This is a genomic window from Candidatus Zixiibacteriota bacterium (assembly GCA_040753875.1).
Lineage (GTDB): Bacteria > Zixibacteria > MSB-5A5 > GN15 > FEB-12 > DATKJY01.
Genome location: JBFMDV010000007.1, coordinates 1 through 21,729, shown reverse-complemented (window position 1 = coordinate 21,729; position 21,729 = coordinate 1). Strand labels below are relative to the sequence as shown.

Genomic DNA, 21,729 nt, shown 5'->3' with positions numbered 1-21,729 from the left:
CTTGACAGAACTATCCATCTTGGGTATCTTGGTCACACACGGCGCCTAATAGTAATCGGCGCCGGGGGAGGCCATGATGGCACCAGGCAGATTACTCGCAGCAACATCTCTATACCTGACCGCAGCGAGTATTCTAACATGCTGTCCGTCCTTGTGCGCGAGTGAGGTCTGTACTCTCTACGGCCGCATAACCGATACAACTGGCGTGCCGGTCGTCGCTGCTTCGGTCAGAGTCGTCTCGGAGAATGGCGACACGATGACTGTCGCCACTAATTCTTCGGGCGAGTACCGCCTTTCGTTTCCCGTTCATTCGGAGTACCTGGCGGAAGTTAGAGTCTCCTCCGTGGGGTTTCGCACTATTACCAACTGGATACGTTTGCGACCCGGCCTTATTCGTCAGGACTTTGCGTCCGAACCAACAGCGGTCCAGCTTCGAGGAATCGAGGTTTCATCACGAACCGAACCGCGTGATGGGATATTGCTGGTAAACGGACAGCAAATGACTCGCGCTGCGATGCAATCGGTGCTGCCCACTAATCCGGTCGCGGCGGTGCTAACACAACAGGTCTCTCGCATCGGCTCAAACCACTCATCGGCGTTTCGAGTCGATGGCTCAGCGCCTCAGTACCTGCTCAACAATGTTCCCCTTGGAACTGATCCGGCCCACTTCACCCTTTTCTCACATATCCCATCGATGGCGCTCGATCACCTCGAACTTTCAACACACGGAATGAACCCGGCATACGGCTCATCCGCCGTAGTCAATCTCATTACACCGGTTGAATTCGAGCGGCACCGCAAAGGGGAACTGACTGCCTCTCTTGTCGAGGCAACGGCCAGATTCGCGATTGGTACGGAGCAGGTATTCAGCGCGGGCACTATCCGGCGGTCGGTCATCGATGAACTTGGTCAGAGCGTGAATATCGGCTCCAGTCGCCAGGTCATTCCAACACCGACTTTCCAGGACGTGATGGTCTCATCCGGTATCAGATTGAAGAGCCACACGACTCTGCTGTTCGATAGCTACTATTCATGGGATGATCTCGAATATCCGGTTGGATATGAAACGGGCAACTTTGTTCGAAAAATGGTGTTGTCCTATCAGCGAGCTTCTGAGCAGTACGCCGGCCTCACGCTTCGGTCCGAGACCGGCTCCATTGAAGTGATCGCAACTACTTCCTTGATGGATTCCCACCGACACTATCGGGCCGAAGCCGAAGGAGGCTCAGGGCCGGATGATATTTATGTGAACCTCACGGAACGAAGCAGAGCGATCCGCGCGAGCATAGAAGCTCGTTCGAGTGTATCGTCGCTTCAATTAGCATCGGGCTGGCAGGTATCCTGGAGCCCCTATGTCAGTACCGATATGACACAGCGAGAGTGGAATCTCCTTTCCCCATTCGCCAACAGCAACCGATTCTATTACTATCAAATGGAACTCGATTCAATATACGGTCGGTACCACAGCTCAGTCGAACTTACCAATTACTCCTGCTACTCCTCGGCCCTCTGGCGTTACGGACGAATCCGGCTGTTCAACGGTGTCCGGATAGAGGACTTCGGCAGTCTGTCACGTTCTACGACGGTTGCCTCCCGCCATTCTGTCCTCTTCGACGCCGGCAGGGGAGTCTCAATCAACGTGATGGCCGGGCGGTACTTTGAGACCCCGCTCTCAGGCGTTCTGGAATCATACCAGGTACCGATCCGGCAGGCGCTGCCCAATATGATTCCGGTCAGGACAACATTACTCTCAGCTTCGGTTACCCGATTGTCGTTTCGTTTCGAAACGACGCACAAGGTCATTACCAACGTGCCGAGCCTGATTCCCGATTTCCTTCATATCGGGAGCTTCGATGGACAGACCTATCAACTGGATCCCCGATTCCTGATGATGCACTCAACCGGAAGAGTTGTTGCAACGAGCGTCTATCTGGGCTTTCAGCCGGAGAAACCGATCTGGCGCAACTTGCTGCCGTATTTCTCGTACGCCTGGAGCAAGAGCAAAAAGTCCGAGTCCGGCCTGACGGTACCCTACGATCTGGATGCCCGTCATCGCTGGACCCTTCAGCTCGACTACAGCGCCGGTTCGAAGCTCGGGTGCGGTATACGCTGGCAGTACCACACCGGCTATCCTTATCCCCCCTATGAATCGAACCAGTTCTTCTGGCGTGAAGCCTGGTACTACAATGAAAAGCGCAGTTCCGAGAACTCGCTTCGCTTTCCAGTGAACAGCAGTGTTGACCTTTATGCCTCGTACCGCTTCAACCGACTCGAGCTGTTTGCGACCATCACAAATATAACTAACCGAGCAAACGCTATGATCGACTCTCCCAGCGGCTACATTTACGATGCTGGTTTGCTTCCAAACCTCGGCCTTCGCTACCAGTTCTGACGACTTTTCTGATTGACGTTTTTTTCCGTTCGGCCCGGTCCCGGCGTCCGTCAACAGACTGAGGATGTGACCTGACCTGTCTCCGTCGTAACATTTTTACAACAGTCTTCCCACATAATGTTCGAGCGTCTTCATCCGCAAGATGTGCTGCCCAAGTACTCCGAATTCTTTACCGTAGCGGAGGGCCTCGACGAAGCTTTTCGCTTTACGGCGGGTATAACGCTCTATATTTTCGGACCCAGTTTGTTCGGCATACCTGTAAGGAGGAAAACGTGAGATTACTGACTTCTGGTCTCGCCTTGATGTTGGCTCTTTTCTGCACGTTGGCGATCGCCCAGCCCCCCGCCGATTCATCCAACCCCCTCGCCGTCGCCGGTGAGAAACACTTGAAGAACATCAAACAGATCACTTTCGGCGGCCAGAACGCCGAGGCATACTTCTCGCACGACGGCAGCAAACTGAGTTTCCAGTCGATTCGCGACAACCACGATTGCGATGCCATCTATACGATGAATGCCGACGGCTCCGACGTGCAGATGATATCATCCGGCAAAGGAAGCACCACCTGCTCGTTCATTGCGCCCGATGACAAGTCGATAATCTACGCATCGACTCATCTGGTCGATGACAGTTGTCCCCCCAAGCCGGACTTGTCGCGTGGCTATGTCTGGGCGCTGTACAAAGCGTATGACATATTCAAGACCGATCCCGACGGCAAGAACGTGGTTCGGCTTACCGACACACCCGGCTACGATGCCGAATGTGTCTACTCGCCCAAAGGCGACAAGATCCTGTTCACCTCGGTCCGCACCGGCGACCTCGAACTGTTCATGATGGATCCCGATGGCAAAAACATCATACAGCTTACCGACATGCCGGGTTACGATGGCGGTGGGTTTTTCTCACAGGATGGCCAGACAATTTGCTGGCGCGTCTCACGCCCGACCGGTGACGCCCTGAAAGAGTATCGCGACCTGCTGGGTGAAGGCTTGATTCGCCCGTCGAAACTCGAGATTTACACGATGAATCTCAAAGACCGCAAACCGGTTCAGTTGACGAGCAACGGTGCGGCCAACTTTGCACCGTATTTTCATCCCGACGGCAAGCATATCATTTTCTGCTCGAACATGAACGACCCGAAAGGGCGCAATTTCGACTTGTTCACGATCGACACGGCCACCAAAGAGATCGAGCAGGTCACGTTCAACGACACCTTCGATGGCTTCCCGATGTTCACTCACGACGGCAAGACGTTGGTGTTCGCTTCAAATCGTAACGGCAAGATACCGCACGAAACGAACATCTTCATCGCCGACTGGGTTTGGTGAGGGGGACTGCGTCCCTCTTATTGCTTCGCAGAGATTACGTCCGCTTCGCCGCTTCGTGAATATGGGCGTAGGTTGTGGTGTCGGGCGTCCTCGCCCGACACATGGGAGGGAACCGAAGACCGTCAGGCGAGGACGCCTGACGGCACCACGAAATAACGCACTGAGCCACCAGCGTGACGCACTGAGCGGAGTCGAAGTGCGATTGCATGATCCGTCATTGCGAGGAGGGATCGCCATAGGCGAACCGGACGAAGCAATCCCGCCTAACGTGAAAGCTCCTACTTCTCCTCCGGCTTCTCCGATTTCGATGTCCAACTCGCTTTCGCCTTGCCGAGTTTCTCAATCACACCCGGGATCGATTCGATGATATTCTCCCACGATCCGCGCTTGGCCGGAAGGAGCGACACACTGTCCTTTTCGAGAATGATGAAAGCCGACGGTTCAATCTTCATCCCGCCGCCTCCACCTCCACCAAACCCGGTACCGACCTTCTGGCTCTCCCCCTGTCCGCCACCGGCACCGAAGCCGACCGTAATCGTAATGATCGGCACCAGCGTCTTGTCACCGGCCGTTATCGGCTTCCCCACCACCGTCTCGCTTTTCGCCATCTCCTTCAGTTCTCCCACGACGGCGTTCAGAATTTCCACCACGTTGTTTGCCATTACATCCTCCTTAAGTTTTGCCTCTCGTTATTCTATAGATTTTTCGGACCGGCAGTTGAATCAGCAGCACAATCGTTCGGTAGACCAGCGCGTACACCGGGAGCGCCACAGACAGTCGAACCGAGCCGTTGAACGACGCCCCGCTCCAATCGGGCGTGTAGGTCACTCGCTCGGTCACAGCCGGGAATGCGCCCACAAACGCGCAATAGTATCCATAAGCCTGGCCGGTAAGGTCCGGTGTCGGAAAGCCGCCCTGCACCTTCGCCTCGCATTCTTCGATAATGGCCGCCTTGAATATGCCAACGAGGAACCGCCAAACGGCAGTCAACGTCGCTGGCAGCACGTCCAGCCACTCGAAATCGAACATGAGTCGGCGACGCGAATCTCTCTTCTTGGCACCCGATGGCTTCGCGGACCCCAGCCTAATCGGCTGCACGGAAGTCGCCGCGGATTTGCGCAAACTGAACGATTCGATGTTCAGCCCAAACAGGCGAACCCGACCAACTTTGGCCGCAAAGTCAATTTCCGGGCCGCTTCGTCCCAGACCAACAAACAGTGCCCTTCGCTCGCCTGAGAATTCCAGCCGAACGCGCAATCTCACGAGCAGAAACGCGACAATTAGTGCGACGAACGTGAAGACGACATACCACATAGAGAGCCTATAATATAATACTGTCTTGGAGGCGGAAAGGTTACGAAACAAAGAAAAGGCGGAACCAGCAATGATTCCGCCTCAAACAAGGCTGAGCGTATCAGTTGGCTTTTTTAATATCTAAGATCATCGCTTTGAATGCGCCGATCATCTCTTTGGCGGTGGCATCTGGACCGGTCAGTTTGAAGAACAGATTCCCCTCCGGCGCCTCCAGCACCACGGCGGCCATACGATAGCCGGTTTTCTGTTCCGAGGCGCCGGACATCATGCCCCCCATCGAAGCACTGTAGGTGCCAGCCAGTTCGACCCAATGGACAGTCATGCCGTCGACAGTCCGTTCCGATTGCGTGGTAGCCACATGCGGGTCACTGCCATCCGGGAGGGACATCTGGTTGATCCACCGCTCGATATTGTCCTTGATGCCGCCTCCCTGGCCCTGACCGAAATAGAACACGGCCATAGTGGCAGAGTCTTTGTCGCCGCCGGTTGGGCCGTAAGTGTAGTTTGCTTTGCGCATCCCCGACGGACCCAGGTCGTTCCAGTCGGACGGAGTCCGAAATGTTACGCCGGCGATAGTCACCGGCTGGCCTTCAAGTTTTACATCGGACGGTACGGACCAGTCACCGGTGGCAACCTGCGCGGCTCCGCCCGCCTCATTCTTGGACTTGCAGGATGTTAGTGACAGCCCCAATAGTGCCGTCATGGCAAGAGATGCTAATCTCATGCGTTGTCTCCTTCGAACATGAGGTAATAGTCAATATTCATTTGTCTTTTCCACTAACCAGTCCGAGCTGCGCCAGCGCCGCCGCAACGGCGGTCTCCACGCGAAGTGTCCACGGACCTATCGAAAAACGCTGGAAACCCGCTTTCTCAAGCAGCCCGGTCTCAAACGGGACCCAGCCCCCCTCCGGGCCGATCGCCACGACAAATCGCACGCCACACCAATTGATATCCAAGTCGGTCAAGCGAATGTCGCTTCCCGGATCGCACAGGAGTTTAACCGACAGCACCCCCTCGCGGTTCTCCCGATCCGGGAAAGTATCTTCGACAAACGGCCGGAAGAGGGGCCAGACATTCACCTCGGGCAGGCGCGTCTGTCTCCCCTGGCTGAGTCCTATGAGAAGAAACGGTAACTGCTGCTCTGGGTTGAGCCATGGTGACTGCAAGTAGCTTTTCTCAGTCCGATTGGCACGTACGAAATGCACGCACCGAACTCCCATGGTAGCAGCGAGTATCAGCACTTTTCGAAGTGTCTTCGGCCGCGGAATGGCGCACACGAGATCAACCGTGAGACGCGGTATGGGTGCCTCGCACCAGTCACTGCAGGACAGCACGACCTGGCGGTCATCAGTCAATTCGATGGCGGCCGTGCCAACCGGACCATCAACCAACCCTACCTCAACAGTCGCTCCCGCGTGTCCTTTGAGGACCTCGCGGATGTGTGTTGCTCGATGGTCTGTCAGCACGTACCGGTCCTTGCCGACGCGGTCCTGGTTTGTCAGAATGACGAGATTCATAGAGCAGCAAAGTACACTATGCGACAGCCGTTCAACAGCGAAAAAGCCCCGGCCCGGCGCGACGGTCAGGAATCCTTTGACAGTCCGGCGACTTCTCCGCTTACTACGGCATGCCAGGCCATCCCATGCCCAGCAAACGAACAATTCTCCTGGCCGACTTGGGGCTTTTGTACGCCTCGGCTATCTGGGGTGTGACATTTCTTATCGTCAAGATGGCTCTGGCGGATATCGATGCCGTTACGATGGTGGCGTATCGCTTTCTCATTGCCGGACTGGTTCTTCTGGTGTACGTGCTGGCTTCAAAGCGGGAGCTCCTCGCCGGCATGAGCACCGGCTTGTTTTTGGCGATTATCCTGGTGCTTCTCTACGTTCCCCAGACTGCTGGGCTCAAATACACGACTGTCTCCAATTCCGGATTCATTACGGGGCTGTTCGTTGCCTTTGTACCGATATTCCTGCGGACGATATTCCATCGAAAACCAACTCTGTGGGAGTGGATCGCGTCGGCTGTGGCGTTAATTGGCCTGTGGATTCTGACAGGCGGGCTGACGCGGGTGAATCTTGGAGACATTCTGACGCTTGTCGCCGCGATGGCGTACGCGCTTCACCTGTTGTATTCCGACAAGTACATGAAGTCCGGATTCGACCCGTACGTGATAAGCTGCCAGCAGTTCCTGCTGGTGGGACTGATAAGTCTGATTGTGTCGCTGGTGGCAGGCAGACCGCTTGCAGTCGGAAGTACAAGCACCGCGCTGTGGGTACTGTTCCTGGCGCTGTTTCCAACTCTTTCGGCTTTTGTGATTCAGATGCTGGCGCAGCGGTTCACCTCGCCCTTGAAAGTGTCGTTGATATTTGCTTTGGAACCGGTGTTCGCGGCGGTGACGGCGTGGACAATCGGCGGGGAGCTGTTCTCGATGAGGGGGGCCATTGGCGGGTTGTTTATTGTGGCGGCGTTGGGGCTGAGCGGAATGCCTTCAAAGTTGACACCGGACGAGTGCCCGAAGGAATGAACTCATGCGCATTGCCATAGTCGGCGGCGGGGCGGCGGGGTTTTTCGGCGCAATCGCAGCGGCTACATGCAACCGGTCGGCAGAGATTATCCTGTTCGAAGCTACCCATCAGCCGCTCGACAAGGTGCGCATCTCGGGGGGTGGGCGATGTAATGTCACGCACCAGTGCTTCGACCCGGTCGAACTGATCAAGAACTACCCGCGTGGAAGCAGGGAACTGCTGGCGCCGTTCAAACGATTCCAGCCGCGAGACACGGTTGACTGGTTTGAGCAGCATGGAGTCCGGCTGAAAACCGAACCGGACGGCCGTATGTTCCCGATCACCGACCAATCATCGACTATTGTCGATTGTCTATTGAATGTCGCTGAAACCTGCGGCGTGCAACTCAGACTCGGCGCACGCATCAAGAACGTTGAATCGAGTATGCAGAACGGCGAGCCGCGGTTTGAATTAACGCTTCACGATAACTCCTATCAGTCGTGTGACCGAGTCCTTATCGCCACCGGCAGCAGCCCTCAGGGATACCGGTTTGCCCAGTCGCTCGGACATACGATCATTCCCTGTGTGCCATCGCTATTCACGTTCAAGATTTCCGACCCGCGCCTGGATGGACTGGCCGGGGTCAGTTTTGAAAATGTGAGTCTGACCATAATTGATAGCATCGGGAAGAAGCTTCGTCACCCCGGCCCGATACTTATCACGCATTGGGGGCTGAGCGGTCCGGCTGTGCTCAAGCTCTCGGCATGGGGAGCCAAGACGTTGAATCGCGATACTTATCACGCCAGGTTAACCGTGAACTTCTTCCCCGAACAGAGCCGCGAACAGCTCCTGCAGAAGTTGTCAGTCTACAGAGAGAACAACGGCAAGAAGCAGGTGCACGTCGACCCGCCGGTCGCTCTTCCTCGACGATACTGGCGCCGCATTGTGCATGTCTCCGGGGTTGACGTCGAAACCACCTGGACACATGTGACCCGAAGCGCCATAAATGCAATAGTCACGGAACTGAATGCCGCGCAGTTCGACATTGTGGGCAAAGGTATATTCAAGGAGGAATTCGTCACCTGCGGTGGTGTCAGCCTGAAGGAGATCGATTTCAGAACGATGCAGAGCCGTCTCTGTACCGGTCTCTATTTCGCTGGCGAAATACTGGACATCGACGGCATCACCGGCGGCTTTAATTTCCAGAGCGCTTGGACAACCGGTTGGATCGCTGGCGAAAACATGGCCGGTAAGTAGCGCTGCCGCCGTACACCGGCGTGGTCATTCATTCGCGACCCACTTAAGAACTTCCGGTTCGCAGAAGGCACTGTCGTTGGCAAGATTCTTGAGCACAAGGGCCTGCAATTCCGAAGTCTGCGCCGTGAACACGATGCGATTGTCATCGATGATATGCGCCGGCATCCCCGGGTCTTTCAGGTATTCCTTGAGCCAATCATATTCGAGAGTCGATATCGCCAGTACCGGAGCGATCGCATGGACGACATAGAAGGAGTGCAACATCAGTGAGTGATCCGCGAACATTCCATCCAACTCTACAAGTGGGTCCTTCGCGTAGACGTCCATGCATAACTGATCCCCCAGCTTGAACAAATGCGCCGAGTAGAGCGATTTGCGACCGTCGTCGGTATGGGTGAGTGTGTACTCATCGGGACCTGATTGTTCAAACTGGTAGCGTTCATCGTCTCCCTCCGGGTCATCCATCGACCACACGCCAATCAGGGCCGGATCGAACACCAGGTCCTTCTCTTGATACCAGGGGGAGACTGCAAACGGTATGCAACCGGTTAACAATCCGAGACCGCACAGAATTATTAAAGCCGTTGCCCTTTTCATACGGAATCCTTTCTGTGATGGCAATTGATGCTCCGGTGATAACATATTTGTGCCACGCATACGGGCAACTCTAAAACATCGACAATAGTCTCTCGGAACCAATCGCAGGCGCTGCTTGTCTTATAGGTACACAAGCAGCGGCGATAGCTCGACACCTTGGACACCAATTACCCGGAGGTAGCTAACCCGTGATAGGGAACCGAGTTGCAAAGAAACAACTACTGCTCGGATGTGCGCTGATAGCCATTCTGGCAATTACCCTGGCGCCCCTGACCATGATGTCTCAGGAGATCAAAATGGAGAAGACGACCACAAAAGCAAAACTGACCCCCGAAGAAGAGCGGGTCATTGTCCATAAGGGAACCGAAGCGCCGTTTACCGGCAAGTACTACAAGAATTCCGAGACCGGCACTTACACATGCAAACAGTGCGGCACACCGCTCTATCGCTCATCGGACAAGTTCGACTCCGGCTGCGGCTGGCCGAGTTTCGATGATGAGATTCCCGGCGCCGTTAAGCGAACAATGGATGCCGATGGCGAGCGGACGGAAATCACCTGTACGAAATGCGGCGGGCATCTGGGGCATGTCTTTGAAGGGGAAAGGTTCACCGCGAAGAATGTTCGGCACTGCGTCAATTCGATTTCGCTGAATTTCGTGCCGGCTGCTCAGACCGCGACGACTGAGACCGCCTATTTCGCCGGGGGTTGTTTCTGGGGTACGGAGCATCTCTTGAAGCAGACTGAGGGTGTTCTATCCACACGGGTCGGATATATGGGGGGCCGCACCGAACAACCAACCTACCAGGATGTGTGCAGCGACACCACCGGACATGCCGAGGCGGTCGAAGTTGTGTTTGATCCGACCAAGACCAACTTCGAGACACTGGCTAAACTGTTTTTTGAAATACATGACCCGACGCAAGTAAACCGTCAGGGACCGGATATCGGCGATCAATACCGCTCGGAGATATTCTATGTCGACGACAACCAGAAGCAGATTTCCGAGAAACTGATAGGTATTCTGAAGGCCAAGGGCTTCAAGGTGGCGACACGGTTGGCAAAAGCGGACAAGTTCTGGGAAGCAGAGAAGTACCACCAGGATTATTATGATCAGACCGGCAAGCAGCCGTACTGCCATGTTTACACGAAACGGTTCTGATTCTTCCGCTTGTCTTAGCAAGGGACGGATACATTGAACATGAAATCCCGGCGACAAGGGAAGGTCGCCGTGATTTGTTGTGACAAGCGTTATTTCGGCGCGTGAATGGCGACCTGGTTCCCCTCGGTATCGATAAACGAGGCTACATAGCCGATCTCTTCGGTTACCAGCCGTTTCGGCGAGACGACCTTTCCGCCCGCGTTTTCCACTCGACCAAGCACCTGGTCAAACTGGCCGGTCACATTCAGATAGACAAGAGGGCCGTGCGGACCAGGCTCATGCCCCGGCTGCTTGACAACTGCCCCACCCACTGACCCGCTTTCCATCGGGAAGAACGCCATTTGGGCGGGCCCCATCGGAAAGACCTGCATGTTGATATTCATGATCGTGTTATAGAACTTGACGGCCCGGTCGAAATCGGAAGCCGGGATCTCAAACCAATTGATGGCATTCTTGTTCGGATGGGACGGTTCAGTCATTTGCGACTCCTCTGAGGTGTGGATTGTGATAGTCTATGATTCACCTATAGGATACGTGACGGCGAGCACCCTGTTTCGGCGTTGTGACAAAAATTAACTCTGTTTGGTCAGAGGAGCCGCGCTGCGTCGGCCCGGCTACTGACGAGACCGACAGCCGGCATTACAAGGCAGGTGCAAGCAACTTGTACATGACCGGGGTGACCAATCTGGCGAGAAGTGTCGAACTGATCAGCCCGCCGATCACCACCATTGCCAGAGGGGCATACAGTGGAGCGCCCTCCACGACCAACGGCAGCAGACCGCCGATCGCCGTGAGGGTAGTCAGCAGGATCGGAACGAAGCGGATCTCGCCCGCCTTCTGTATAGCATCGTCCACGCTCAGCCCTTGAAGCCGCAATTGGTCGGTAAAATCGACCAACAGGATCGAGTTTTTTACCTCGATACCCATTAGAGCGATGAACCCGATCATGGAGACAAACGACAGGGTCTGACCGCCGATGAGCAACGCCACAAGTCCGCCAATGACGCCGAGGGGAATTACTGATGCCACAATGAGCGTGCCTCTGAACGTCCGAAACTCGAGGATGAGCACAACCAGCATCCCAAAGGCAGCAATCAGGATGGCGGAGCTGAATCCCCCAAAGCTCTCCTGGCGACTTTCGATTTCTCCGGCGGGGATCAGGTTGTATCCGGTTGGTAGATCGAGTCCGCGGAGGTTGGTCAGGATCTGTTTGGTGACGCGGTCGGTGTTGAAGCCGGTCTTTATGTCGGAAGTCACTGTCACCGCCCGCCGCTGCTTGAAATGATCGATCTCGGTCGGCGAGGTCTGAAATTCCTGGGTGGCGACCTGGCGAAGGGGAACATAGCCGGTTACTGTCGAGCCGATATACATTTTGTCCAGTGCCTCGACAGTCTGCCGTTTCCCACGCGGCAATCCAAGCACGATATCATATTCATCGCCGTTCTCTTCTCGAAACTGACCAACCGAGAGACCGGCGACGCCGAGACGGACGGCTCGTTGTATGTCGACCAACGGCAAACCAAGAAGCCCTGCTTTGTCTCTGTCAATGGTTAGTCGAAGATCGGTCCGTGGAGAGCGAACGGGGTTGTTCACCGACATTGTGCCGGGTGTTCCGGCCATAACGTCCTCGACCTGGGCGGCCAGCAGCCGAAGCGTGTCCAGGTCATCACCCACGAGGCGCATGGCGATGGGCGCCTCGATGGCCGGGCCATTTTCGAATTCCTTGACTTCGATCTTGGCATCGGGATAGCTGCCATAAACCTGGCGGAGGCTGTCAAGAAACTTCGGCGTTTTGTCCGTGTCATACTCGTCGATCAACACGAGCAGTTCGCCGATATTCGACTTCTCTCCCAGACTGAAGCGGTTGTAATATACCGAAGGGTTCCCCTTGCCAATGTTGCTGAAGACATCCTTGATCCCTGGTGCACCGATGAGTTCGTGCTCGACATACCGTGCGGCATCGTCAACGACGGAGACCGAACTCCCCTCGGGGGCCTCTATCGTAATGAGAAATTGAGGAATACCTGCTTTGGGGAAAAGGCTGAAGCCGATCACCGGTATCAGGCCCAGACTGGCCACAAAGAACACGGCGGCTGCCGCAACAGTGGACCGAGGATGGCCGATGGACCAGTGTAACAGGCGGCGATACGAGCGTTCCAGAATCCAGTTGAGCCCGCGCAGCACCAGGTTCCCCTCGCGATGCTCCTCCCTCTTAAGGATGAAACTGGCCAGGAACGGAATGATAGTCAGAGATACCACGAGCGACGCGCCGATCGTGCATAGGACGGAAGCTGGAAGGCTTCGGATATAATTACCGGGTGTTCCGGGAAGAAACAGCAAAGGGAGAAACGCGAACATCAGGGTTGCCGTGCAGCCGATCACGGCGACGCCGATCTGCCGGGGCGCCAGGATCGCGGCATCACGGCGGCTATGCCCTTCGCGAATGAAGCGCGAGATATTCTCGACGACAACGATTGAGTCATCGACAAGCAATCCGAGCGCGATGACAAACCCCACAATGCTGAGTTGATTTAAGCTGAAGCCCGTGAAATAGAGAAGCGCAGTGCCGATCGCCATGGAGAGGGGAATGGAGATCATCACGATCAACGATGCCCTGGGGCCAAGCGGCAAGAGCGTGACCAGTACCAGCAGGATCGCAATAACAAAGTCCGTCCGCAAATGGTCCAGCCGACGAGCGACATTACGAGACTGATCGAAACCGGGGTCGAACGAGATACCGGCCGGAAGCGTTCTCGCAAAGTCGGTGAATTCCGCATATATCTTGTCCCGCACATCGAAAATGTTGTGTCCGGCCTGCAGCGTGGCCGTCACGAACACCGCCCGATGGCCGTTCAAGCGCGCCGTATAGGTCTCGCTTTCCTGACCCCACGCGATCTCGGCGATATCGCGGACCCGGATAACGGAGACGCCGGCAGTACTGATCACTGTCGATCCGATCTGGTCGAGCGACTCATACTTGCCCGATGATTCCAGATTAAATCGACGTCTACCGGCATCCACCGAACCGCCCGGGATGTTGGCGTTGTCGCTCCGAACGGCAGCGATGATCTGACCAAGCGGTACATGCAACGCCGCAATGCGCTCAAGGTCCAACGATACCCTGACCTGCGTCTCCGGATAGGCCAACGTCTTGGAGTCCTTGACGCCTGCGATGGCGTCGATGCGGTCTTTCAATTTCCTGGCGTGAATCTCCAGCGTCTTATAATCGACCGAGTCCGATACCAGCGCGGCCTGAACAATACTGACATTGGAGGGGCTGAACTTGATCACCTCGAGACTCAGCAATTCGGCCGGAAGTTCCGAGCGGACGGCATTGACCTGGCGCAGTACGGCATCATGCTTCCGTTCGGCATTGGAATTGGCGTTGAACTCGACGTTGATGATCGCAAGCTGATCTTCGGCAGTGGACTTGATCTGCTTGATATCCTCCAGCTCTTTGATGCTCTTTTCCAGAGGATCGACTATCAACTGTTCGACATCGTGGGGACCCCCGCCCGGGAGAACCGCCACCACGGCAAATTGTGGGATCGGAAAGATCGGGTCCTCCGAGCGCGGGATCGCCATAAACGATGTCACCCCTAAACCGACGAGCAGTACGAAAAGGACGATCGTAAACTGTGGATTCCGAACCGAGAATTCAGCCAGTTTCATTGGGGGTCTCCGGGATTGGTCATGGTGCCGATTACGCTCATCACTTCACTTCGACCACGGCCGCACCGTCGCTCAACCGGCTCGCCCCGGCCGTTATCACCATCTGGAGTGCGCTGGACGGGTCGTGAACGACGGCCAGGCCGCCCTTCAGATACGCGACCGTCACTGCCGCACGTCGAGCCGATCTCCCGTCAGCGGAAGGGACATAGACATAGCCATTCAATTCATTTGCCTCGACCAGGGCTTCGATGGGGATCATTGCCGCGAGCTGGTCAGTTGTCGGCGTGATACTGATCTTTCCGACTAAACCTGATACCAGCCGAGCGGCAGTTGGTCCGACTTTGATTTCGATCTCATAGGTGCCGTTGATCGGGTTGGCAGCGGCTCCGATTTCGGAGACAGTGCCGCCGACCATTGTACCGGGTAAGGCATCGAACTCGATTCTGGCCGAGTCCCCCAGCTTGATCCGAAGGAAATCGACGTCGGCCAGGCCGCTTCGCATGACCCACCCCTTTTCGTACCCCGACAGTACGATCACCGGGGAACCGGCCGTTACCTGCTCGTGGTTATCGGCCAACCGCCTGAGGATGCATCCCGCAGCGGGGGCGAATATCTGAGCGTGTTCGCGATTGAATAAGGCTGCATCAAGAGTCGCCCTGGCCACTTCCCATGCTGTAGTCGCGTTCTGGAGCTGTTCAAGCGTGGCGACGGTATCGGCAAACAGGTTTTTTACCCGTTTCAGGTCGCGGTCCGCCTTGTCAAACCCGTTTTGCGCCTGAGTTAACTGGGCATCAATCTCAGTCAAGCTCAAGCCGGCCAGTAATTCTCCCTTTTCGACGGATTCACCTTCGTCGACCAACATGTGCTCGATGATGCCGCCGATCTTGAATGATAAGCGCAGTTCTTCCTTCGCTGCCACCTTCCCCACTGCGCGGACGGGAAGATCGGCCCGGGTATGCTCGACCGCGGCGATCCGTACCGGGACCGGTTTGATGTCGGGCTGGTTTGGTCCCGACGCCGCACTCTTGGTGGTACTGCAACCAACCAGCAAAGCGGCGGGCGCTGCGAGGACCAGAGCTGTGAATAGAACGGCTGTGCGCATGCTATGTTGTCTCCTTATTTGTCCTGGTCTGCCGTTATGGTCTGCAAGTCGACCAGCGCTGCCGCCTGTTCGAGTTGCGCGTACCGAACGGCAAAGTCATAGGTGGTGAGTATTTGGTTGATACCGGCGGAGGTAAGATTGGCCCGGGCATCCAGAAATTCGACTTGCGGAGCCATACCTTCAGCGAAGCGACGGGACACAAGTTCAAACGATCGCTGCGCGCTAGTCAAACGGTCGGCAGCGGTGCTTACCGACTGCCGAGCCACCAGTACGGCGTCATAGGTCTGCCGGATCTGCATTTCGATCTGTCGCCTGACTTCATCCTGCTGAAGGCGAAGTCGTTCGGACTCCAGCACGGCCTGCTGTCGGCGCGCCGCGTCCCGCCCGCCGTTGAAGAGATTCCATGTCGCGACCAGGGAAACGGTGGTCAGGTCGTCGTCCCGGTCGAACCGATAGTCGTTCCCCTGGTATCCATAATCGAGGGCAACAGATAACGTTGGATAGAACGCCGCGTTGTTCAGTTTGATCGAGTTCGATGCCGCGCGAAGGCCGTATGTGAGTTGATGTAACTCATCCCGGTGAGCCAACCCGCGCGCGAGTGCGGAATCGACACCGGGAACCTCTATAGCTCCTATTGCCGAATCAACGTCCAGCAGGATCGGCGCATCCAAGGAACGCTTGAGAAGGAAATTGAAATACCGGGCGGCATCGGACCGCTGAAGTTCCGCTTCGGACCGCTTTTGTTTGAGATCGTTGAGCTCGGCCTTGGCGCGATACAGTACATCGAGAGTAGCCTTTTGATTGTCGACCAGCTTTTGACTGACGCGTACGTTCTCTTCGAGTACACTGATCGTTTGATCATACAGCTCAACGACCCGCACTGATTTGGCATAGCCGAGATAGGCGGTTTTGATGTCCCGTACCAAAGACCGTTCGGACGTCTTCAGCCTGGCGCTCTCAAGATCCCGGAGGTACCGGCGTATCCTGAAGTTGTACAAGGCCCGTGGCTCAAATAACGGCTGGGTTAGTCGCAGGGTGGTCTGTTGCTTCTGAGGAATTGTCAGATCGAGGCTGGTCGGGAATCTGCTCGTTCCCGTCAACTGATTGAGCGCTGCATAGGCCGGATTGATCAGATCGCCGACATTCAACATATTCCCATGGAAGTCGCTGTATCGCGATTCAAGCGACAATGATGGCAGCAGATTCGCGCGGGCTTCAGTCACCGCAGACCTGCTTTCGGCATACTGAAGCCGCTGTTGCTGGATCTCGGAGTTCTGTTGCAGCCCAAGTCGAACGTACTCATCCATGTAGGGAGATGCAGAGGCGGAGGCTGTTGCGATTACAAGCAAGGCAACAGCCTTGGCGAGCATTACCCGGAGTCGAGGAGCATTCTGACATGAAGTTCTTGAACGTTGCATAGTCCTTAAACACTGTTTAATACGTGGTCAAAAAAATATCTGTCTGTTTGCTTGCGCCTCTGCCGCGACCGACTTCCTTCCGGCTGATGCGGGTTTTATGATTAGTTCGTTACCTGCCATCGGGCTTCCTCTGGTTTGACATCACCTTCCACAAATATTCATATGAACCGTACACAAGGTTGGGCCGCTCAGCCGGGGGGGCCATGCATCTCCCCCGTAATACTAGCGACACCATCCCGTGCACCATCGACCAGAATGTGTACGCTGCGGCATCAACATCACCTGCCGGTAACAGTTTTTTCTCTATGCATTCACCTACAATCTGCCTTAAAACCCCGTAGGCGCCTTCACCGGACTCCCACTCTTGCTTTTCTTTGATAGAGCGAGCCATGCTCAAGCCGATGAACATCAGATCGTAATACTGCGGGTTCTGCAGAGCGAAGTCGATGTACAGTTTTCCAATGCGATAAAGTCTGTCCAGCGGATCGACACCTTCCAGGGCAGGCCTGAGCTGTTCAAACAGTTTCTCAAATCCGCGGAGGTGGATCTCGAACAGAATCTCGTCTTTGTCCTTGAAGTATGAGTAGATGGCACCTGGAGTGTACTCGATCTTCTCGGCGATCTTGCGGATTGATGTCTGCTCGTAACCTTCGGTGAGAAAGAGTTCGACTGCAGCGCTGACGATGGCGTCGTGCATCTGTCCTCGCTCCCGCTGCCGCCTTTCGATTGTGCCCATCTTAACTGGCTCTACGTGCATCCGAACGTCTCTCGTAAGATATCGTCATTATAAACACTGTCAAGTACTTAAACGGCGTTCACAACAAAATGTTTCAACAGAAAGGTGATTTTGTATAACATGTTAATTCACTGCACGTTACGTTACTGCTGAGAGGAGGGACGAACTCTCAACTTGCGGGCCTGTTGAAAAAGCCCCGATCCCGTCATCGCGAGTCTCGACCGCGTTTCTCGGGCGAGATGTAGCGATCACAACCAGCGTTGAAGTAACAGGTGGAGGCCAGTTTGTCGAAATAACAGGGGGCAGGTAGACAATGCCACCGGCCCTCTCTCCGTGCACTCGCGCGTGTCGCACTACTTAAGCAGCAGCATCTTCTTCGTCTGAACAAAGTCGCCAGCCTGAATCCGATATAGGTACATACCGGTCGAGACGAGGTTGCCGATCTGGTCCGTACCGTCCCATGTCATTTGGTAATTGCCCGCTGCTTTCACTTCGTCAAGCAGAACTCGCACGCACTGACCGAGTACATTGAAAACCTCAATCCTCACAGGAGATCGGGATGCGACAGCATATTCTATCGCCGTCTCCGGATTAAATGGGTTGGGGTAGTTTTGAGCGAGCTGGAATTCGTCCGGAATGAGGCCACCATTATCCTGGCTGACATCCGAAATGATCGATGCCGTGAAGTCCTGGTCGGTCTGATTCGATATGGCATTGGCATAGGTCCGGCTGGCTGGAGAGAAGACATATCCATCCATACTCGGCGTTACCGTGCCGCTCCAGCCGTACGGAACGGTGAGCGAATAGTAGCCGCTCCCGTCGGCAGTTGTTGTCTCTGTCGTATCAATCATATAACTAAAGATTGTACCAGCGACACCCGCGTTGCCCGAAATGGTAAGCGGGTCGTGTCTGACGACCGTGATCGCCACCACCTCGCTGTCGGCCAGAACACCGTCAGAAACAACGAAAGTGACGTCATACACTCCCGCCTGCGTGAAGTCGGGAGCAAAGGTCACCCTCCCGGTCCCGTCACGGTTATCACTGAAGTTGGCGTTCGTCGGCAGGTTCTCCGCCGACAGTATTAAACTGTCGCCATCAGGATCTGTTGCGCTGATCTCGACCGCCAGCGTGTCCCCCTCGAACAGTACTTGCGAATCGATCATGGCCAGCACTGGCGCCAGATTCACCGAGGTCACTTCTATGGCGACGATCTCACTGTCGGCCATAACTCCGTCAGAGACAATGAAGGTAACGTTGTATGCTCCCGCCTGCGCAAAGTCGGGACTGAAACTGAAGCTGCCAGTACCGTCACTGTTGTCACTGAAGATGGCGTTTGTCGGCAGGTTCACAGCCGAGAGTGTCAGGCTGTCGCCATCAGGATCAGTCGCAGTGACATCAATCTTCAGCGTGTCCCCCTCCGTCACCGATTGCGAACTGATCGAGGCCAGCACCGGCACGCGGTTGACGTCGGTCACTTCGATGGCGACGATCTCACTGTCGGCCAGTACACCATCATGGGCAATAAACGTGACGTTGTACACCCCCTCCTAACCGAAGTCAGGGCTGAAGCTGAGGCTGCCGGTCCCGTCACCGTTGTCGACAAAAGCGGCGTTTATCGGAAGGCTATCCGTCGAAAGTGTGAGACTACCACCGTCCGGATCAATCGCGCTGACAACGACCGCCAGCGTATCCCCCTCAGCCACCGTTTGCGGGCCGATGAAGGCAAACACCGGCGACGCATCGACAGCGGTCACCTCGATGGCGACAATTTCACTATCGACCAGAAGCCCGTCATTGCGAGGAGTTCCGCCGAAGGCGGAACGAACGAAGCAATCTCGACCTCAAAGCCGAGCACTTCGTAACCTCTCCGCTTGACTCCCCGAATCAACCAGAGCTATTCTACTGCCATGAGCAGAGCAGAATGGCTTGCAGCAGTGGCGTTGTTTGCCACAATGGCGCTGTTTGGGATTGCCTCATATGTGCCGTTGCAGTCCATGTGGGGGATCAATCATCTGCAGTTTCTGCCACCCGCGTGGTGGTATGCATATTGGATACTGTTCGCTGTAATAATCGTACTAATATTCTCCAGTAATCTTAACAAACGCTTAGATCGACTCGCGGACACTATTTCGGGAGCCATTTTTGATCATGGCGTCGTGCCGAAGCTGGGGCTGGCGTTGGCTGCGTGTGCTGTCTTCTATCTCTTTCGGATGCAGACACACTTTCTTGGAGACGGCTACACGATTCTGTCAATATACAGTCGCGACTCGGCTCCGGCTGCAAGATGGACGGAGGCCGGTTCGATGTGGCTTGTGCGCTGGGTACAAGCAATGTTTGGAGAGCGTTCGCCGCAGTCTATTCTGGCAACCATTCAGGTGCTTTCTATCGTGTCAGGAGCAGTGGTTATATATAATTGCGTTGGCATTGTCAGTCGGCTCTGCGCGGACGCCCATGCGCGATTGCTCGGTCTTATCACTTGTCTATTTTCAGGCATGATGCTTCTGTATTTCGGTTACGTCGAGTACTACTTTCTGCTTTGGGCCGCCGGATCCGCGTTCTTCAATCTCGTCTTGAAGTATTTCAATGACCGTCGGTGGATTCTTGCCCCGCTCTTCGCCGCTGGTCTCGCGGCCATTCTGCATCTGCAAGCAGTATATTTGGTTGCTGGAGTAGCTTACCTTCTCATTTACAACCTAACGATTGTGGACCGGAGGTTAGAATGGCGCCGGGTGTATTGGCTGGTCGTGGCAATGCTCGCGGCTGGAGGCACCGTCATTTTAATCTGGCTGTATCTGACGAAGATCCAATTCGAGGTCATTTTCCTGCCCCCGTTTATCGGCCGCCCGCCAGCACCGGAGTACGCGGCGTTTAGTCCAAAGCACTTGCTCGACATTGTAAATCTCTCGCTGGTTCTGCTGCCTGGATTACTTGCGATCTGGCTAGTTGGGACGGGCCAGGATGCGAGGGTCGGGTCTGGACCTGTTAGGTCATTTTTGCTTTGGTGTTTTGCTGGTTCATTCCTCTTTGTGCTGGTCATTAACCCTGTGTTGGGCATGGAAAGGGATTGGGACCTGATGTCATTCACACTATTTCCCTTTATGCTCTACCTGATATACAGAATGGGAGGTGCGGTTAAGCCGGTAGGAGGGCGTTTACTGGTCGCGTACGCGGTTACCGTTACGGCGGTCACTACGGGCTACTTGTGGGCGAATATAGACATACGAGCATCGGAGGTGCGTTATCAGACTTTGCTTCGATACTATGGTGCTAAGGATCGAAGCGGCTGGGCAGTCCTGGTCAACTACTATGCCGATAGAGGGGACAAAGTCAGGTCAGCGGAAGTTTCGACGGAGATGAAGGCAGTATTTCCCGAGTATGGCCGGATGATGCGGGCATATTCGTATGTCAATCGTCGTAACTACATGACAGCGTACCCGATCGTCGATTCGCTCGTCCAGGAATATCCATATAATCCGGACTTTCTTCAATTGTACGCCAATTGCCTCGGCAAGCTGGGGAGACCATTAGAATCCGAAAAGTACTTTTTGAAGACGATGGAGTTGCGACCCCACAGTGCCATAATCGGCAACGAGTTGGGGCAGATGTACCTTAATGCCGGTTCATATGAAAAGGCGTTGCATACGTTTCGGTCCGCCCACGAGAATGATCCCAGTCTCACCTTTGTGTTGGAGGGACTGGGTCTCACCTTCTTCAGAATGGGTCGACTTGATTCAGCCTCTGCTGTTGCCGACACTCTGTTTGCCGGCGAAACTCTTTCACCCGGCGGCCACCTGATAAGAATGATCGTGGCAATCCAAATGGGTGACCTCCAAACCGCCGGGGAACACCTGGCAGCGTTTCGTCGCTATGGTGTGGGCCGCTCGGACTACCAGTCCGTACTCGAGTACTATTCATATCTGGAACGCTGAACATTGCCAATATAAGCCATTTTCTTCGTAACGAACTGCAAATACTACTTGCTGGCGGTTGTTCTGCCCGCTAATTTGATTTTGTATTGCACTGCATCTAGTGTATTGAGTCTTTAATATCTATCATATTATTTGTCTTCTGCGTATCTTTGGTAAACCATATACTGGAGGATACCATGCGTAGAGGACCGCGATTGATGCCGTTGAGATTGTCTCCACCCGAGCGCGAACGGCTGGGCCAATGGGTGCGGCGTCGCAACACCGCGCACGCCCTGGCCCGACGAGCCCGGATCGTTCTGTTGAGCGCCTCCGGGCTG

At 55.2% G+C, this 21,729-nt stretch carries 18 protein-coding genes; 6 read left to right on the top strand and 12 right to left on the bottom strand.

The genetic code is table 11. The features are described from left to right. Positions 1-73 precede the first annotated feature (73 nt). Both AB1644_04160 and AB1644_04155 read left to right on the top strand, forming a co-directional pair. Positions 74-2,392 carry a TonB-dependent receptor gene (locus AB1644_04160; protein ID MEW6050240.1) on the top strand — a complete coding sequence of 773 codons (2,319 nt, stop codon included), beginning with the start codon at positions 74-76 and terminating at the stop codon, positions 2,390-2,392. A gap of 272 nt (positions 2,393-2,664) precedes the next feature. Next, positions 2,665-3,720 (top strand): hypothetical protein, encoded by a 1,056-nt coding sequence (locus tag AB1644_04155; protein MEW6050239.1) that lies wholly within the window; start codon positions 2,665-2,667, stop codon positions 3,718-3,720. A 278-nt stretch (positions 3,721-3,998) separates the two neighbouring features. Here the strand turns inward: AB1644_04155 and AB1644_04150 are convergent, their stop codons facing one another. The 4 genes from AB1644_04150 to AB1644_04135 form a co-directional block, all read right to left on the bottom strand. Further along, positions 3,999-4,382, bottom strand: a complete 384-nt coding sequence (locus AB1644_04150) for a spore germination protein GerW family protein (GenBank protein ID MEW6050238.1) — start codon at positions 4,380-4,382, stop codon at positions 3,999-4,001. Between the two features lie 10 nt (positions 4,383-4,392). Continuing rightward, complete coding sequence (locus tag AB1644_04145) at positions 4,393-5,034, bottom strand: hypothetical protein (GenBank protein ID MEW6050237.1); 642 nt, start codon at positions 5,032-5,034, stop codon at positions 4,393-4,395. A 100-nt stretch (positions 5,035-5,134) separates the two neighbouring features. After that, positions 5,135-5,758: a hypothetical protein gene (locus AB1644_04140; protein MEW6050236.1), complete on the bottom strand. Its 624-nt coding sequence runs from the start codon at positions 5,756-5,758 to the stop codon at positions 5,135-5,137. 37 nt (positions 5,759-5,795) lie between these two features. Beyond that, entirely contained in the window at positions 5,796-6,551 is a 756-nt protein-coding gene (locus AB1644_04135) for an RsmE family RNA methyltransferase (protein MEW6050235.1), read from the bottom strand. 125 nt (positions 6,552-6,676) lie between these two features. Here AB1644_04135 and AB1644_04130 point away from each other — a divergent pair, with 125 nt between their 5' ends. Then, positions 6,677-7,561, top strand: a complete 885-nt coding sequence (locus AB1644_04130; protein ID MEW6050234.1) for a DMT family transporter — start codon at positions 6,677-6,679, stop codon at positions 7,559-7,561. Between the two features lie 4 nt (positions 7,562-7,565). Further along, positions 7,566-8,798, top strand: a complete 1,233-nt coding sequence (locus tag AB1644_04125) for an NAD(P)/FAD-dependent oxidoreductase (GenBank protein MEW6050233.1) — start codon at positions 7,566-7,568, stop codon at positions 8,796-8,798. 24 nt (positions 8,799-8,822) lie between these two features. Here the strand turns inward: AB1644_04125 and AB1644_04120 are convergent, their stop codons facing one another. After that, a complete protein-coding gene (locus AB1644_04120; protein MEW6050232.1) occupies positions 8,823-9,395 on the bottom strand; it encodes a hypothetical protein in 573 nt (190 codons plus the stop codon). A gap of 275 nt (positions 9,396-9,670) precedes the next feature. Here AB1644_04120 and AB1644_04115 point away from each other — a divergent pair, with 275 nt between their 5' ends. Next, on the top strand, positions 9,671-10,555 hold the full coding sequence (locus AB1644_04115) for a bifunctional methionine sulfoxide reductase B/A protein (GenBank protein ID MEW6050231.1): 885 nt from the start codon (positions 9,671-9,673) through the stop codon (positions 10,553-10,555). 89 nt (positions 10,556-10,644) lie between these two features. Here the strand turns inward: AB1644_04115 and AB1644_04110 are convergent, their stop codons facing one another. The 7 genes from AB1644_04110 to AB1644_04080 all read right to left on the bottom strand — a co-directional run bounded on the left by AB1644_04110 (position 10,645) and on the right by AB1644_04080 (position 19,237). Beyond that, the gene (locus AB1644_04110; GenBank protein ID MEW6050230.1) at positions 10,645-11,034 is read right to left on the bottom strand and encodes a VOC family protein; all 390 of its coding nucleotides are present in this window, start codon (positions 11,032-11,034) and stop codon (positions 10,645-10,647) included. Positions 11,035-11,194: 160 nt separating this feature from the next. Beyond that, positions 11,195-14,227, bottom strand: coding sequence for an efflux RND transporter permease subunit (locus AB1644_04105; GenBank protein MEW6050229.1), 3,033 nt, complete (start codon positions 14,225-14,227; stop codon positions 11,195-11,197). 40 nt (positions 14,228-14,267) lie between these two features. After that, the gene (locus AB1644_04100; GenBank protein ID MEW6050228.1) at positions 14,268-15,329 is read right to left on the bottom strand and encodes an efflux RND transporter periplasmic adaptor subunit; all 1,062 of its coding nucleotides are present in this window, start codon (positions 15,327-15,329) and stop codon (positions 14,268-14,270) included. A 14-nt stretch (positions 15,330-15,343) separates the two neighbouring features. After that, positions 15,344-16,636 carry a TolC family protein gene (locus AB1644_04095; GenBank protein ID MEW6050227.1) on the bottom strand — a complete coding sequence of 431 codons (1,293 nt, stop codon included), beginning with the start codon at positions 16,634-16,636 and terminating at the stop codon, positions 15,344-15,346. Positions 16,637-16,856: 220 nt separating this feature from the next. Next, complete coding sequence (locus AB1644_04090) at positions 16,857-17,444, bottom strand: TetR/AcrR family transcriptional regulator (GenBank protein ID MEW6050226.1); 588 nt, start codon at positions 17,442-17,444, stop codon at positions 16,857-16,859. 392 nt (positions 17,445-17,836) lie between these two features. Continuing rightward, positions 17,837-19,024, bottom strand: coding sequence for an Ig-like domain-containing protein (locus tag AB1644_04085; GenBank protein MEW6050225.1), 1,188 nt, complete (start codon positions 19,022-19,024; stop codon positions 17,837-17,839). A gap of 6 nt (positions 19,025-19,030) precedes the next feature. Further along, the gene (locus tag AB1644_04080) at positions 19,031-19,237 is read right to left on the bottom strand and encodes a hypothetical protein (GenBank protein ID MEW6050224.1); all 207 of its coding nucleotides are present in this window, start codon (positions 19,235-19,237) and stop codon (positions 19,031-19,033) included. A 153-nt stretch (positions 19,238-19,390) separates the two neighbouring features. On the opposite strand from AB1644_04080, the gene AB1644_04075 reads away from it, so the two are divergent. Beyond that, positions 19,391-21,412, top strand: a complete 2,022-nt coding sequence (locus tag AB1644_04075; protein ID MEW6050223.1) for a hypothetical protein — start codon at positions 19,391-19,393, stop codon at positions 21,410-21,412. Positions 21,413-21,729: the final 317 nt, after the last annotated feature.

Bases quoted from the DNA above. Each gene is read 5' to 3' on its own strand.
- AB1644_04160 (MEW6050240.1), top strand. From the start codon at position 74: ATGATGGCACCAGGCAGATTACTCGCAGCAACATCTCTATACCTGACC.
- AB1644_04150 (MEW6050238.1), bottom strand. From the start codon at position 4,382: ATGGCAAACAACGTGGTGGAAATTCTGAACGCCGTCGTGGGAGAACTG.
- AB1644_04145 (MEW6050237.1), bottom strand. From the start codon at position 5,034: ATGTGGTATGTCGTCTTCACGTTCGTCGCACTAATTGTCGCGTTTCTG.
- AB1644_04140 (MEW6050236.1), bottom strand. From the start codon at position 5,758: ATGAGATTAGCATCTCTTGCCATGACGGCACTATTGGGGCTGTCACTA.
- AB1644_04135 (MEW6050235.1), bottom strand. From the start codon at position 6,551: ATGAATCTCGTCATTCTGACAAACCAGGACCGCGTCGGCAAGGACCGG.
- AB1644_04130 (MEW6050234.1), top strand. From the start codon at position 6,677: ATGCCCAGCAAACGAACAATTCTCCTGGCCGACTTGGGGCTTTTGTAC.
- AB1644_04125 (MEW6050233.1), top strand. From the start codon at position 7,566: ATGCGCATTGCCATAGTCGGCGGCGGGGCGGCGGGGTTTTTCGGCGCA.
- AB1644_04120 (MEW6050232.1), bottom strand. From the start codon at position 9,395: ATGAAAAGGGCAACGGCTTTAATAATTCTGTGCGGTCTCGGATTGTTA.
- AB1644_04115 (MEW6050231.1), top strand. From the start codon at position 9,671: ATGATGTCTCAGGAGATCAAAATGGAGAAGACGACCACAAAAGCAAAA.
- AB1644_04110 (MEW6050230.1), bottom strand. From the start codon at position 11,034: ATGACTGAACCGTCCCATCCGAACAAGAATGCCATCAATTGGTTTGAG.
- AB1644_04105 (MEW6050229.1), bottom strand. From the start codon at position 14,227: ATGAAACTGGCTGAATTCTCGGTTCGGAATCCACAGTTTACGATCGTC.
- AB1644_04100 (MEW6050228.1), bottom strand. From the start codon at position 15,329: ATGCGCACAGCCGTTCTATTCACAGCTCTGGTCCTCGCAGCGCCCGCC.
- AB1644_04095 (MEW6050227.1), bottom strand. From the start codon at position 16,636: ATGGATGAGTACGTTCGACTTGGGCTGCAACAGAACTCCGAGATCCAG.
- AB1644_04090 (MEW6050226.1), bottom strand. From the start codon at position 17,444: ATGCACGACGCCATCGTCAGCGCTGCAGTCGAACTCTTTCTCACCGAA.
- AB1644_04075 (MEW6050223.1), top strand. From the start codon at position 19,391: ATGAGCAGAGCAGAATGGCTTGCAGCAGTGGCGTTGTTTGCCACAATG.